Origin of the sequence: Litoribrevibacter euphylliae, from assembly GCF_042646085.1 — a bacterium.
GTDB lineage: Bacteria > Pseudomonadota > Gammaproteobacteria > Pseudomonadales > Litoribrevibacteraceae > Litoribrevibacter > Litoribrevibacter euphylliae.
Map to the genome: position 1 here is coordinate 509,814 of NZ_JBHRSZ010000002.1, position 14,291 is coordinate 524,104.

Here is a 14,291-nt window from a genome sequence, read left to right on the forward strand (position 1 = left end):
TAAACCTCCAAATCACAACGCACTTATCAACAGAAAAATGAATTACTGATTACTGCATGGCCGGGCGCTTTCCTAGTTCTGCACGGATCGGTTTTCGGTTAAAGACACGTAGCCTTTTCTTCATAATGACTAACTCCTCATCCAACACCTGAGTCACATGCTCCAACGAAAGCGTCGCAATGGAAAAGTACTCCTGACTTGAATAGGGGTAGAGTTCAAGGTTCGACATAAACTGGCCAAGTGCATCTTTGACCGGATCAATGGCTTTTTCCAATTCTCGCATTTTTTCCAAAGAGAATGACTGATCCATACTGTGTAGACGATCATGGATTTTATCGCTAAGCAGCTGAAAGCGAATGAACTCCAAGTAGCTTGCATGACCTCGTGCCAACGCAGACGCCCCAAGTGCACGCGACTGCCCAATACACTCAGATAACACCAGCAACTGACGCCATAGCAACTGATCTTTGCCATGATCTATGCTGTGCCCTAAATCCGAGTTATTGCAGATATTTTCAGCCAAATACAGCAAGTTATTGATCATGTGGTTATGTTGCTGAAAGCTGTCTTCCGCTTCAACATTGACTGAATTACCACGCAGCCTCTGCCAGTGGTCAAAAAAACTTTCCCAACGCTCGGTCACCTTACCACTGAGTACCAAATTCAAACTTTCAACCAAGTAAGAAATATCACGCTGGACGTTGAAGAGTTTTTCCTGCAAAGAAGATTCGCCTGAAATAATGCCCAGACTTAGCCCTCTGTGTTGCTGGATAGAACGAATGAGATTAAGCACCAACTCATATTGTTTGAGAGCTTTTCGTTGAAAGTGATATTTGGAACGTGACGTTAAAAAATACAGCAGCAATATAAAACTGCTACAGACGCCGCACGTGGCAAAAAGGAACAAAACGATATCGTTGGTCGTAAACATAAGAGCCCCACTATTAAACAGAGTCTCTCTCACTATCCGAGATTCATGCCAAACTACAACCTATTGATATTTTTATACTTTTATTCATCCCTCACTATTTTTCGCTAAAAAAACGCCCCAAAACTAATCATTTAGACTTAGTTTTGGGGCGTTTTTACAAGCTGCTATTAATCACTGAACCAATGATTAATGTATTGCTTCCTCGGTCGAAGCTAAAGCGTTTCTACCGCCAAAGACACGCCCATACCACCACCGATACACAAGGTCGCAAGTCCTTTGGCCTGACCACGGCGCTTCATTTCGTGCAGTAAAGTGACCAACACACGACAACCAGACGCACCAATCGGATGGCCTAGAGCAATGGCACCACCATTGACGTTAACACGCTCAGCATCCCAACCTAATTCTTTGCCAACAGACAAAGACTGAACCGCAAAGGCTTCATTGGCTTCAATCACATCTAAATCATCAACGGTCCAACCGGCTTTCTCCAAGCAAGATTGCGTCGCTGTCACCGGACCAATGCCCATGATTTCAGGATTCACACCCGCATTGGCATAACCACGAATCACAGCCAATGGCTCAAGACCCAGTTCATCCGCTTTTTCTTTGCTCATTACAAGCACTGCGGCAGCACCGTCGTTCAAAGAAGAAGCATTCGCTGCGGTCACCGTACCGTCTTTCTTAAATGCTGGACGCATACCTGCTAATTTCTCAGCCGTCGTTCCAGCGCGTGGACATTCGTCTTTATCCACAACAATAGGGTCACCTTTACGCTGCGGAATGGTGACAGGCACAATTTCGTCAACAAACTTGCCCGCTTCCATCGCCGCACACGCTTTTTGTTGAGACGCTGCAGCAAACTCATCTTGCGCTTCACGGCTAATCTCGTATTTTTCCGCCAGATTTTCAGCGGTAATGCCCATGTGATAGTCGTTAAACGCATCCCAAAGACCATCGTTAATCATGGTATCCACCATGTTCCAATTCCCCATGCGCTGACCATTGCGAGAATTAGGCAATACGTGCGGCGCTTGGCTCATGCTTTCTTGCCCACCAGCTACGACTACATCGGCATCACCACAACGGATCGCCTGAATCGCCATGTGAACTGCTTTAAGACCCGAGCCACACACTTTGTTGATCGTTAGTGCTGGCGTTGTATTCGGCAAGCCTGCATTAATAGACGATTGACGTGCAGGGTTCTGACCACAACCCGCCGTTAGCACCTGCCCCATGATCACTTCATCCACCTGATCACCAGCAACACCCGCTTTTTCAAGAGCCGCAGAGATAACCGTTTCACCCAATTTCACAGCCGACAAGCTTGATAACCCGCCACCAAATGAACCTATCGCTGTACGCACAGCAGATACAATCACTACATCTTTCATCTCTGATCTCCTAGTATGAGCCGTTCACTCAACGACTTGTCAGTAATCTGGACTTAAGAAGCCTGTTCTTAACACCGATCCATAAAAAATGCCCACATTCTAAGGGAATGCAGGCATTTATAAAGAGCCTTTTTCGACAACAAAGAGCCCGTTCTTTTAAAAACTAGGGAACCACTGAATAAGTCCCTAGGTTCTGAGTCGATTCGCCAAACTGATTTGCTCTTGTTTAACATCGTCCAGACATTGCAGTGAATCTTCACCCTGAGTGGCAAATTCACTGGTTCTCACAGACAAGTCAGCGATCTCTCGAACATTGCTGGAGATTTCATCAATCACTTGAGTTTGTTCTTCAGACGCCGCCGCAATTTGGATATTCATATCATGAATACGAGTGACTTGCTCATTGATCTTTTCAAGCGCAGATCCCGCTTCATTGACTTGAGACACTGAGGTTCCTGTTCGTTCAGAACCACTGCTCATTGCGGCTACTGCGGCTTGGGCGCCTTTCTGAATACTGACAATAATGTCCTGAATTTCAGTGGTCGAATCTTGCGTTTTCTGAGCCAAGGTTCGTACTTCATCCGCAACCACTGCAAAGCCCCGACCTTGTTCGCCAGCACGCGCCGCTTCAATGGCCGCATTCAACGCCAATAAGTTGGTCTGTTCGGCAATCCCTTGAATCACATTTAAGACAGTACCAATGTTTTGAGACTCTTCTTCCAGCTTCTGTACAACGTCCGCAGCATTACCAATCTCTTCCGCTAATTGATTGATGCCCGCCACTGTATTCCTCATGGTTCGAGTACCGGTATCTGAAATCTCTTTTGCATCATCAACCGCTTCCGCCGCCGCTGTCGCATTATTGGAAATCTCTTGTGAAGCCGTTGCCATTTCATTAACCGCAGCAGCTACCGTTTCGGAACAACTGCTCTGCTCAGCCGCCGCTTGAGAGACCTGTCTCGAGGCTTCTTTAACCTCAGAAAACGCCTTATCTACGCTCATTACCGAATTTTTCATTGAAGCTGCAACATCAAGCAGATAGTTTTGAAGCGTTCTTGCAGATGAGGCCAATCTGCCAATTTCATCTTTACTTTGAATACTACAATTGACCGTCAAATCGCCTTCTGCCAGTGCAGAAAAGTAAGATTCCAGATCTTTGGTAGGTTTAATCAATCCGCGATTAAAGCCAAAAATCAACATGGCTAGAATGATGACAGAAGCGGCAATGAGAATGGCAATGGAAATAACGAAGGCTGAGGCAGCCGTTTCATCATTATGAGCACTTTCCTCTGCTACCAACTTAGAGATTAATTCTTGGGCTTCTACAAGTAATTTTGCTGGCGCGCGATCTATCCCTGAAACCGCTTTATCCCCTGCGGTGTGGTTATAATTCGCTTGTTCAAAGGCTCTGAAACCGGCTTCATATTTAGGAATCGCCTCTTCATAGGCTTTGGAAAATTCATTCACCAGCTTCAAGGCTTCCTTATTCTCAACAATCTTTTTCAAATAGGTAGACAGAGCACGGATTTCATCTTTTTTCTTTTGGAAACGTCCCCAGTATTTATCCCGTTGCTTCGCATCATGCCCGCGAATCAGGACGTTCTTCCATTCCTGAACTTGTACTTTGAAAGCGTAATTCATCGCACCAATGGTACGTTCTGAATCGACAGATACATTCACAAGGTGACGATAGCCATCCACTGAGCTATTAATATTGGACATACCCCAAAGGGCAACAATGAGTGAAACGACAGTACCAAGAAAAGTCACGGCAATGAGACGGGCAGACAAGCTGCCAGACAGAATGGACATAGAGAGAATCCTCAAACATCAAACTATAAGTATTACTTTAGACCAGAGCGTGATGTTTGCTAGATTCCTTGCATACCTGATGGCGCCTAAGTGATCTTTAATAAAGATGAATCACTGGCACACACAGTTTCTTCCTGATTCTTTTGCTCTGTACAAGGCCTTATCGGCGCTTTTGAGGACAACATTAGGATCTTTATCTTCTGACGTACGCTGTGCAACCCCGATACTGATGGTCACCGAGACCTGTTCCGTGTCATCTGACGATTGCTTTTTACGTTGTTTTTTTCCTTCGTCGTGATCTTTCGGACGATCTTGTCGACGGATTGTCATTTGATAGTTTTCTATGGCAGTTCGCACCGCTTCAAGATGCGCTAAGGTTTGTTCAACACTCTTTCCAGAAAATACAATAGTGAACTCTTCACCACCATAGCGGAAAGGCTTACCGCCCCCTGTCACTTCATTGATGCGGGCAGCCACCATTTTCAACACCTGATCCCCAATATCATGACCGTAGGTATCGTTGAATTTCTTGAAATGGTCCACATCCATCATCGCAATGGTGTACTTACGACCTAGCCCCTGCATGGTTTCATTCAAAGCTCGACGACCAGGTAAACCAGTGAGTTCATCCAAGTACACCAATTGCCAAGACTGCTGCATTAAATAAATAAGTAAAGACAGTACAGCCGCCAACAGCATTAAAGTAGATTCATAAGGCAGATGAAATCTAAGGTTCAGTACAAAACCAGCAACCACCAACACAGGCAGTACTTTCGGAAGCTTTAACCAATGAGCTAAAGCAATCGCAGCACTCAACGACAATACATACCCTATCCAAATAGCCACAGAAGACACCGACCAGGACACAGGCCACAACTGCAGTAACTGCTCTTTCAACCCGCCTTCAATCAAGATGCCGTAATACCAATCCGAATAGGATTCAATATCCAACCAAGGCCATGCTAGTAGCGCAAGATACAGCCCAACTGTCAGAGCCTGACTAAGATGCACAACCGGCCGCGAAGGCATTAACGCGACAATTATTAAACTGATCGGAAACCACAACGCCAACCACACATACTGTGCTTGAACATCCAACTCGGTTGACGGAGCCTGAAGATAGGTTTGAATAAGATAGTACTGAATACCTAAAAGAATTGTCGTATGGGCGTAAAAAGGTCGATTGAAATGGACGGACATACCAAGGGTAATCATCAGCAGCCCGTACCCAGACCACTTAAGAAACTCAAACCAGTCGGTAAGTAAGGCCGTCTGGGTCTCCGCCAACCACTGAGCCACACACAACAACAATAAACCAGGAAGGTAGGGTTTTAACTGACGGGTCACAAATAATCCTATTTAACTCTTTAACTTCCCTGAATGGGACAAACCTTCTGACATTGGCCCCCTACAATTTCTCATTACAGATCAATCTCACGACAATACAAATAGCAATGAGCAGGTCTAGGAAGCTTTTCCACAATCTATTAGAATGCCCTTCGCCCGTTTCAATGGTCAATGAAAATTATGCAACCAAATTTATCTCAACCGTATCCAATTCAAGCCATCGACCCAAGTGCCGGAATCATGCGCCGTTTAATTGCCATGGTCTATGACCTATTAGTCGTACTGGGCCTACTCTTTTTTGTTCTCGCAATTGTGACGGGAATCAATGGAATGGAAGCAGTCGAAGGTCCAGCATTTCAAAGTCTGATCTTTCTTGTGATCTTTGGTTTTTTTGCTATTTTTTGGACGTATGGTGGACAGACGGCGGGAATGAAAGCCTGGCGTTTAAGAGTGGAGACACTCGATGGTCGTCCTATTACCCTTCAACAATCCTTGGTTCGCTTTTTAGCAGCAATACTCTCAGCCGCATGTTTGGGACTTGGCTATGCCTGGTTATTCTTCGATAAAGACAAGGTAACTTGGCACGAGAAAATTTCAGGTACTCGTACTGTCGTGCTTCCTAAGCCAGAAAAATAATTTTTGAATCAGAGCTGGTCATCAACCAGCTCGACGTATCATCACAAACCCAATCAAAGCACACAGCGCAATGGGCATCAGAGCCGCCAACCAAGGCTCAATCCCGAACACCGATGCCGCTGGCCCCATAAAATCCTGAAGATACTTGAAGGTTAATCCGGTAATAATGCCGTAGAACAATCGTGTTCCCATCGCCACGGAACGTAACGGGCCAAACACGAATGAAATCCCAATCAGTACTAAAGCACCAATGGCTAAGGGTTGATACAGCTTACGCCAGAAAGATAACTTGAATGGCCCTGCATCCAGCCCTTGCACATCCAAATAGCTCGACAAGGAATACAAATCCGTCATCGCCAGATAATCCGGCTTAAGCACAATGACTGACAATAAAGCGGGTTGCAAAGACACATCCCAAGTCTGCTCGGCAAACTGTTTTACCTGCGTTTTATCCTCAACAAACTCTGTACGCATCGTATCGTATAACACCCACTGTTCATCTTTGTATTCAGCAAGTTTTGAGTATTCCAGAGAACGTAATCGCTGTTGATCATCAAACTGATATCGAGTGACACCGTGCAAACGTCCTGACGGTTCAACCACCGCAAAATGAACAAACTCAGTGCTTTCCTTATGCCAAAAACCTTTGCCCTTACGAATCAGTTGCGCATCGCCATTGGCCATTTTTACCGCTTTACTGGTTTGTGCGTAAGATTCAGTAGCTGGCACCACTAACTGTCCTAACAAGAAGCCCACCAACATCAGCAAAAACGCCGCTTTCATGACCGCATAGACGATACGGTAGGTAGACATACCTGCCGCTCTGAGAATCACCAACTCACTGTTATTCGCAAGACGACCAATCCCCACCAAAGCGCCAATCATCGCCAACAAAGGCAGATATTCATAAAGACGACGCGGTATCGTCATTAACATAAAAAGGAAGGCATCCAACATCTGATACTGATTTCGGGTGTCATCCAGTTCAGATAAGAAAGAAAACAACAGATCCAGCCCGAGGATAATCAAGGCTAATGCCGCAAATGAGGTAAACACGACTTTAGCAATGTATTTCTCAACCGTGTTCATGCCTGGAATGTTCATCACGCCACGCCTCCTTTTGATGCATCAACGGAGGAAGATGGGCCTGATCCGGCCATGATTTTCTTATCTTTCCACAGTTGTCGATTCAAAAAGGCGGCAATGGCGATAAAGAATAAGTGCACAGACCACATTACAATCGGATGAATTTTTTCCTTCTCGATATTGTCACGAGACCAGATCATTAGCCCGGCATAGGCAAGAATGATAATGATTGCAGGCACAAACCGCTTCACCTGACCGTCCCGCGGATTAATCTCGCTCAGTGGCACTGCCAAAAGTGCCAATACTGGCAACATAAACGGCAGGGCCAAACGCCAGTGCAAGAAGGCTCTGGCTTCCGAATCATCATGCCCCCAAAGCTCTGGGACATTCATGCCTTCGATATCTTTTCGTTGAACTACAACGGATCTAGGTAAGCGAACATGTAACTCTTCAAAATCCACAACATCGGCTTCTAGTTGCCCTGGCACTAACATCACTCGCTGACCATTTTGCAATACCAGTAAACGTTCCCCGTCCTGACCGGTTACTTGATGACCACTTTCAGCCATGATCACATCTCGCATGTCCTCTTGCCCAGGAACAGAACGGCTGGCAAAAATATTGAACATCTTGGACTTATCGTCTGTCATGTCTCCCGCATACACCACCACGCCCGACTTCTTAATCACACTGAACGAACGTTCAGAAATAAAATCCAGCACATGCATAGACTTCTGCTTGTCCTTAATGTTTTGGACTTCACGCTCGCCCCAGGCGGTTAACCCCAATGTCATACTCGCCACCATCGCAAAGGCCACAACGGAAACACCCAATGTGTACCTCAATAAATGCTGTCGACTCATGCCACATGAAGAGAGTACGGCCATTTCTGAATCAAGATACATTCGGCCATAAGCCAACAACAAGCTGAGGAAAAATGCCAAAGGAACAATAAGTTCAAGGAACCCAGGAATCCGATAACCTATAAAGAGTAAAAGAAACTCGGGAGCTAGTGTGCCCTCGGCAATATAACGGAAATACTTAACTAAACGCGCACTCACGATAATCATCAAAAGAATACTGATGATCGCCATCATATTTACCAATACTTGGCGTGCGAGATATTTGAAAATAATCAAAGCTGACCCTTAACCCTTCAATATTGACACTGGAAGTCCTGACATTTGAGGGATACACTAATTCAATTAATAAAATTGAGAATCAATTGTCTTAACGAGCTGATGTTAGAATGACTCATTAGTTGGTAGAACAACAAATTAGTTAGTACAACAAATCAGCCCTCAGGTTCCGAAACCTGATATCACGAAACGGGCAATTATCCACCATTATTTCTATAAAGTCTTGCGGAGCATCTAATGAATTTTGTACTGGACAGCGGAGATATTCTATCCAGCTCATCAAACTGCCTAGTTATTGGTATTCAACAAGAAAATGAACTGACAGGTTCAGCAAAAAAAGCAGATGAACAAACACAAGGCCTGATCAGTGAGATCATCGCCTCCGAAGACTTCAAAGGCCAAAAAGGCGAGAAATACACCTTATTTAGCCCAGCAGGCTTTGCAGGTAAACGCCTTATTCTAATTGGCCTTGGTAAAGACGCCCTAACCGAATCAAGTTTCATTGCAGCGGCCAATGCCACAGCAGAAGCCATTAAATCAACGGCAACTGATTCAGCCGCACTTTTCATTGCCGAAGCGGACGTTAATAACCGCGATAACAACTGGAAAGTTGAGCAATTGGTGTTGGCCATTGAATCCGCCGCCTATGTATTTGATGAACTTAAGAGCGAAAAAGCACCGACATCAAAACTTGAAAGTGTAAGCATTCAGGCAGAAGGTGCCGATGACGCAGCAATCATCAAAGCACAAGCCACTGCGAAAGGCATGGCGCTTACCAAAACTTTGGGCAACCTACCTGGCAACGTCTGTACGCCAACTTACTTAGCAGACAAAGCATTCGAATTGGCAAAAAGCTGTGACAAGTTAAGCGTCACTGTTCTAGATGAAAAAGAAATGTCTGAGCTGGGCATGGGTTCTCTGCTTTCTGTCAGTCGTGGCAGTGAAGAGCCAGCCAAACTGATCGTAATGGAATACAAAGGCGCAGGTGACGAACAGCCAAACGTTCTGGTTGGTAAAGGCATCACCTTTGATACGGGTGGCATCAGCCTAAAACCTGGCGCTGGCATGGACGAAATGAAGTGGGATATGTGTGGTGCTGGCAGTGTCTTTGGTGCCATGCAAGCCATCATCGAAATCCAGCCTCAAGCAAACATCATTGGTGTTGTCGCTGCTGCTGAAAATATGCCAAGCGGCAAAGCAACAAAACCTGGCGACATCGTAACGACTATGTCAGGAACAACTGTTGAAATTCTTAATACAGATGCGGAAGGTCGTTTGGTTCTTTGTGACGCCTTAACGTTCGTTGAGAAATTCAATCCAAAATCCGTGATCGACATAGCCACATTGACTGGCGCTTGTGTTGTAGCGCTAGGTCATCATCCATCCGCTGTTTACTCTAACGATGAATCACTTAGCTTAGCGATTGTTAATTCTGGTGTATCCAGCTGGGATCGCGTATGGCCAATGCCGCTATGGGAAGAGTATCAGGAAGAATTGGATTCGAACTTCGCCGACATGGCCAACATTGGTAGTCGTTGGGGTGGTAGTATCACGGCAGCGTGTTTCCTTTCCCGTTTCACTAAGAAATACAAGTGGGCACACCTAGACATCGCCGGAACAGCATGGACAAGTGGTGGCAAGAAAAAAGGCAGCACAGGTCGTCCAGTTCCTCTGCTTGTGAACTACTTGCTTAACAACATCTAATCCTCTTTTTTGCCATCTACCCTAGCCCTCTTTCAGGGCTAGGGATATTAAGATCACTATGACCCGCATTGACTTTTACATCATCCCTCAAGATCAGCTTGAGCATATCTATAGCTTTACCTGTCGTTTGGCAGAGAAGGCTTATCAACATGACCATAAAATCACGATCAAGGTGAACACCGAAGACGAAGCTCAAACTCTGGATGATTTACTTTGGAGTTATAAACCAGAGAGTTTTCTACCTCACGCAAAACAAAGCGACTCTGAAGAAGCGCCAATCCGAATCGTTTGGGATGACTTGGGCAGTGACTATGAAGTATTGATAAACCTATCAGACGAAGTACCATTAGAGTTTACCCGCTTCCAGCGAGTAACCCAGATTGCTTCGCAACACCCGGAACAAAGAGCAATCAGTCGAGAGCATTACAAGTTTTACAAGGAACGTGGTTACCCACTCCACAACCACGACCTAAGAAAACGCTAAACACAGAACGAATACTGACTTAAGACAGTACAAGGCCATACGATGAGCACCTCCGGTAAAGGCAAAAAAGATCTGCTTGGCGACCTTGAGAACATCAAAGATTTACTCGGTGATACCTCAATTGATAGCACCCCAAGTACTTCAAATCAGGAATCCTCAGACAATTTAGATGAGATTCCTTTGCTTTCGGATGTCGTCCCTCAAGATAAATCAGAGAAAAAGAGTTCATCACCTTCAAGCGCCACAGCAAACCGTCCTACAAACTCAAACCTTGCTACCAACGCTTCCGAGAAGCAATCTACATCCGAGGCAGCAGAAAATAACACGATTAAAAGTAACCCCTTTATTCCCTATGAGGCCATCAACAGACTGAAAGAAGAACGACAAACCATGAAAAACTTTGCTGCGGAAGTCATGAAGGCCGCTCAGCAAGGGATTTCAAAAAACGAATTGGATCAATTCGATCTGTTTAAATATTCCCGTTCAACTAAACGAGAAATCCCGCCTACCTCTGAAGTTTCAAAAAAAGAAGCACCCTCGCAGACGGATACGAAGCAACCCGCCCCCCCTTCAGAAATGGAAATTGAGGTCATCATAAATCAGGTCATCGAAGACTATCGCCCAGTATTGGAAGAAGCCATGCGCGATGCTCTTTTAGCCTTTTATAAGAACGAGTCAGAAAAAAATTCACCACAATAAGACCCATTCAATGGTCTGACAATCAAATGCGACACCGGCAAGCTGAAAAAACTGACCTCTGAGCCACATTTCACCATGGCAGACAACGCGCGTCCCAGATATAATACGTAGCATTTTTCTGCGCATTTATTTTGCACTCATAGCATACGACGTTTCGGATATTATGGATAAAACATACACACCACAAAATATTGAATCTAACTGGTACAAAACCTGGGAAGAAAAGAACTACTTTGCACCTTCGGGACAAGGCGATTCTTACTGCATCATGATTCCGCCACCGAACGTCACCGGTAGCCTTCACATGGGGCATGCATTCCAACAAACGATCATGGATGCATTAACCCGTTACCATCGTATGACTGGCCACAACACACTTTGGCAACCAGGTACTGACCACGCAGGTATCGCAACCCAAATGGTGGTTGAGCGTTTGCTAGCGCAAGACGACGTAACTCGTCATGATCTGGGTCGCGACAAGTTCATCGACAAAGTTTGGGAATGGAAAGAACAATCCGGCGGCACCATCACCTCTCAACAACGTCGCCTGGGCACATCCGTTGATTGGTCTCGCGAACGCTTTACTATGGACGATGGTTTGTCTGAAGCGGTAAAAGAAGTCTTTGTCCGCTTGTACGAAGAAGACCTAATCTATCGTGGTAAGCGTCTGGTTAACTGGGACCCAAAACTTCACACTGCCATTTCTGATCTTGAAGTAGAAAACAAAGACGAATCCGGTTTCCTATGGCACTTCCGTTACCCGTTAGCGGACGGCGTACAAACCACCGATGGAAAAGATTACATCGTTGTAGCAACGACTCGTCCTGAAACTATGTTGGGCGATACCGCCGTTGCGGTTCACCCTGAAGATGAGCGCTACACACACTTGGTTGGCAAGTTTGTAGACCTACCTCTGGTGGGGCGTCGCATTCCAATCGTTGCAGATGAATACGTAGATAAAGAGTTTGGAACCGGCTGCGTTAAGATCACGCCTGCTCATGACTTCAACGACTACGAAGTGGGCAAGCGCCACCAAACCGCACTGATTAACGTATTTAATCGTGATGCAAAAATTCTTAAGCAAGCAGAAGCCTTTAACTTTGAAGGTCAACCAATTGATGGCGTTGATTGCACCATTCCTGAAGGTTATGGAGAACTGGACCGCTACGACGCTCGTAAGAAAATTGTTGCCGATTTCGAAGCCTTGGGCCTTCTAGAAGAAATTAAAGACCACAGCTTAGTGGTGCCTCGCGGCGACCGTTCTGGCGTTGTCATCGAGCCTTGGCTAACAGACCAATGGTATGTATCGGCTAAAACGCTGGCAGAACCTGCGATCAAAGCCGTAGAAGACGGTGATATTGAATTTGTACCTAAGCAGTGGGAAAACACTTACTTCTCTTGGATGCGTGACATTCAGGATTGGTGTATTTCTCGCCAGCTTTGGTGGGGTCATCAAATCCCGGCCTGGTATGACAACGACGGTAACGTTTATGTAGGTCGTACCGAAGACGAAGTTCGTGCTAAGCATAACTTGGCGGCTGATATTGAGCTTCGTCAAGACGAAGACGTGCTCGATACTTGGTTCTCATCCGCACTATGGACCTTCTCTACTTTAGGCTGGCCGCATGACGAGGAAGCACTAAAAACCTTCCACTCTACTGATGTATTGGTAACAGGTTTTGACATCATCTTCTTCTGGGTTGCCCGAATGATCATGATGACGCTTCACTTCATCAAGAACGAAGACGGCACACCGCAAGTTCCGTTTAAGAAAGTATATGTAACCGGTCTGATTCGTGATGAGCAAGGCCAGAAGATGTCTAAGTCGAAAGGGAACGTACTTGACCCTATCGATTTGATTGACGGTATTGAGCTGGACAATCTGGTTGAGAAACGCACCTCTGGCATGATGCAGCCTCAGCTGAAGCAAAAGATTGAAAAAGCCACCCGTAAAGCCTTCCCGGAAGGATTTGCAGAAAGCGGCACCGACGCCCTTCGCTTTACCCTAACCTCTTTAGCATCGCTGGGCCGCGACATTAAGTTCGACGTTAAACGTCTTGAAGGTTACCGCAACTTCTGTAACAAAATCTGGAACGCCGCTCGTTACGTTCAAATGAACACCGAAGACGAGAATGGCAATGCATTGGATTGTGGTCAAAACGGTGGCGACATTGAATTAAGCGTAGCTGATCGTTGGATCATCTCTCGCCTGCAATCAGTGGAAGCAGACGTTCAGAAATACTACGAGCAATATCGTTTCGACTTGATGAGCCAAACGCTGTATGAATTCATCTGGAACGAATACTGCGATTGGTATTTGGAGCTTTCCAAGCCGGTCTTCTGGAACGAAAACAGCACCGAAGCGCAACTACGTGGAACACGTCGCACTTTGGTTCGCGTACTTGAAACGACTTTACGCTTGATTCACCCAATCATGCCGTTCATCTCTGAAGAGATCTGGCAATCGATTAAAGGTTTGGCCGGCGTTGAAGGTGATTCCATCATGCTTCAAGCCTTCCCTGTCGCAGATGAAAGCAAGATCGATCAGCAGGCCGAGCAAGACATCGAATGGCTAAAAGGTGTGATCGTTGGTGTTCGTAACATTCGTGGTGAAATGAACATCGCACCGAGCAAAGCTTTGGATCTATTGTTCCGTAATGGTTCAGAAGACGATAAGCAGCGTTTAGCTAACAACGAAAACTTCCTGAAAGCACTGGCTAAGTTGGAATCCATCACTTGGTTGAATGACGGCGATGAAGCCCCTATGTCAGCCACGCAGTTAGTGGGCCAGATGGAAGTACTTGTTCCTATGGCTGGTCTGATCGACAAAGACGCCGAAATCGCTCGCCTTAACAAAGAGCTGGAAAAACTGCAAAAAGACATTCAGCGCATCTCTGGCAAACTCAACAATGAGAACTTTGTTAGTAAAGCACCAGAAGCCGTGGTTGCAAAAGAAAAGGCCAAGCTGGACGAAATGTCTGCGGCATCTTCCAAGCTAAACGAGCAAATGGAAGCCATTAAGAGCATGTAACGTCTTAGTTGCTGATTAATCAAGGAGG

11 protein-coding genes are annotated in these 14,291 nt (G+C 45.7%); 5 read left to right on the forward strand and 6 right to left on the reverse strand.

Translation table 11 applies throughout. The features are described 5' to 3' along the window. Window positions 1-49: 49 nt before the first annotated feature. The 4 genes from ACFOEK_RS04005 to ACFOEK_RS04020 form a co-directional block, all read right to left on the reverse strand. Complete coding sequence (locus ACFOEK_RS04005; protein WP_386716504.1) at window positions 50-931, reverse strand: nitrate- and nitrite sensing domain-containing protein; 882 nt, start codon at window positions 929-931, stop codon at window positions 50-52. A gap of 212 nt (window positions 932-1,143) precedes the next feature. Beyond that, the gene (locus tag ACFOEK_RS04010) at window positions 1,144-2,325 is read right to left on the reverse strand and encodes an acetyl-CoA C-acetyltransferase (protein WP_386716506.1); all 1,182 of its coding nucleotides are present in this window, start codon (window positions 2,323-2,325) and stop codon (window positions 1,144-1,146) included. A gap of 186 nt (window positions 2,326-2,511) precedes the next feature. Continuing rightward, window positions 2,512-4,137, reverse strand: coding sequence for a methyl-accepting chemotaxis protein (locus tag ACFOEK_RS04015; RefSeq protein ID WP_386716509.1), 1,626 nt, complete (start codon window positions 4,135-4,137; stop codon window positions 2,512-2,514). A 111-nt stretch (window positions 4,138-4,248) separates the two neighbouring features. Beyond that, window positions 4,249-5,484 carry a GGDEF domain-containing protein gene (locus ACFOEK_RS04020; protein WP_386716512.1) on the reverse strand — a complete coding sequence of 412 codons (1,236 nt, stop codon included), beginning with the start codon at window positions 5,482-5,484 and terminating at the stop codon, window positions 4,249-4,251. 180 nt (window positions 5,485-5,664) lie between these two features. Between ACFOEK_RS04020 and ACFOEK_RS04025 the strand changes: the two genes are divergently transcribed. Continuing rightward, window positions 5,665-6,120, forward strand: coding sequence for an RDD family protein (locus ACFOEK_RS04025; RefSeq protein ID WP_386716515.1), 456 nt, complete (start codon window positions 5,665-5,667; stop codon window positions 6,118-6,120). Between the two features lie 21 nt (window positions 6,121-6,141). Here the strand turns inward: ACFOEK_RS04025 and lptG are convergent, their stop codons facing one another. Both lptG and lptF read right to left on the reverse strand, forming a co-directional pair. Beyond that, window positions 6,142-7,224, reverse strand: a complete 1,083-nt coding sequence (lptG, locus tag ACFOEK_RS04030; protein ID WP_386718542.1) for an LPS export ABC transporter permease LptG — start codon at window positions 7,222-7,224, stop codon at window positions 6,142-6,144. Further along, complete coding sequence (lptF, locus tag ACFOEK_RS04035; RefSeq protein WP_386716518.1) at window positions 7,224-8,345, reverse strand: LPS export ABC transporter permease LptF; 1,122 nt, start codon at window positions 8,343-8,345, stop codon at window positions 7,224-7,226. Before lptF ends, lptG begins: the two co-directional genes overlap by 1 nt. Window positions 8,346-8,582: 237 nt before the next feature. Between lptF and ACFOEK_RS04040 the strand changes: the two genes are divergently transcribed. From ACFOEK_RS04040 to ACFOEK_RS04055, 4 genes are all read left to right on the forward strand, one after another. Continuing rightward, window positions 8,583-10,049, forward strand: coding sequence for a leucyl aminopeptidase (locus ACFOEK_RS04040; RefSeq protein ID WP_386716521.1), 1,467 nt, complete (start codon window positions 8,583-8,585; stop codon window positions 10,047-10,049). 58 nt (window positions 10,050-10,107) lie between these two features. After that, window positions 10,108-10,533: a DNA polymerase III subunit chi gene (locus ACFOEK_RS04045; protein WP_386716524.1), complete on the forward strand. Its 426-nt coding sequence runs from the start codon at window positions 10,108-10,110 to the stop codon at window positions 10,531-10,533. 42 nt (window positions 10,534-10,575) lie between these two features. Beyond that, window positions 10,576-11,232 (forward strand): hypothetical protein, encoded by a 657-nt coding sequence (locus ACFOEK_RS04050; protein WP_386716527.1) that lies wholly within the window; start codon window positions 10,576-10,578, stop codon window positions 11,230-11,232. A gap of 163 nt (window positions 11,233-11,395) precedes the next feature. Continuing rightward, complete coding sequence (locus tag ACFOEK_RS04055) at window positions 11,396-14,263, forward strand: valine--tRNA ligase (RefSeq protein ID WP_386716530.1); 2,868 nt, start codon at window positions 11,396-11,398, stop codon at window positions 14,261-14,263. Window positions 14,264-14,291: the final 28 nt, after the last annotated feature.

Bases quoted from the DNA above. Each gene is read 5' to 3' on its own strand.
- ACFOEK_RS04005 (WP_386716504.1), bottom strand. From the start codon at position 931: ATGTTTACGACCAACGATATCGTTTTGTTCCTTTTTGCCACGTGCGGC.
- ACFOEK_RS04010 (WP_386716506.1), bottom strand. From the start codon at position 2,325: ATGAAAGATGTAGTGATTGTATCTGCTGTGCGTACAGCGATAGGTTCA.
- ACFOEK_RS04015 (WP_386716509.1), bottom strand. From the start codon at position 4,137: ATGTCCATTCTGTCTGGCAGCTTGTCTGCCCGTCTCATTGCCGTGACT.
- ACFOEK_RS04025 (WP_386716515.1), top strand. From the start codon at position 5,665: ATGCAACCAAATTTATCTCAACCGTATCCAATTCAAGCCATCGACCCA.
- lptG (WP_386718542.1), bottom strand. From the start codon at position 7,224: ATGAACATTCCAGGCATGAACACGGTTGAGAAATACATTGCTAAAGTC.
- ACFOEK_RS04040 (WP_386716521.1), top strand. From the start codon at position 8,583: ATGAATTTTGTACTGGACAGCGGAGATATTCTATCCAGCTCATCAAAC.
- ACFOEK_RS04045 (WP_386716524.1), top strand. From the start codon at position 10,108: ATGACCCGCATTGACTTTTACATCATCCCTCAAGATCAGCTTGAGCAT.
- ACFOEK_RS04050 (WP_386716527.1), top strand. From the start codon at position 10,576: ATGAGCACCTCCGGTAAAGGCAAAAAAGATCTGCTTGGCGACCTTGAG.
- ACFOEK_RS04055 (WP_386716530.1), top strand. From the start codon at position 11,396: ATGGATAAAACATACACACCACAAAATATTGAATCTAACTGGTACAAA.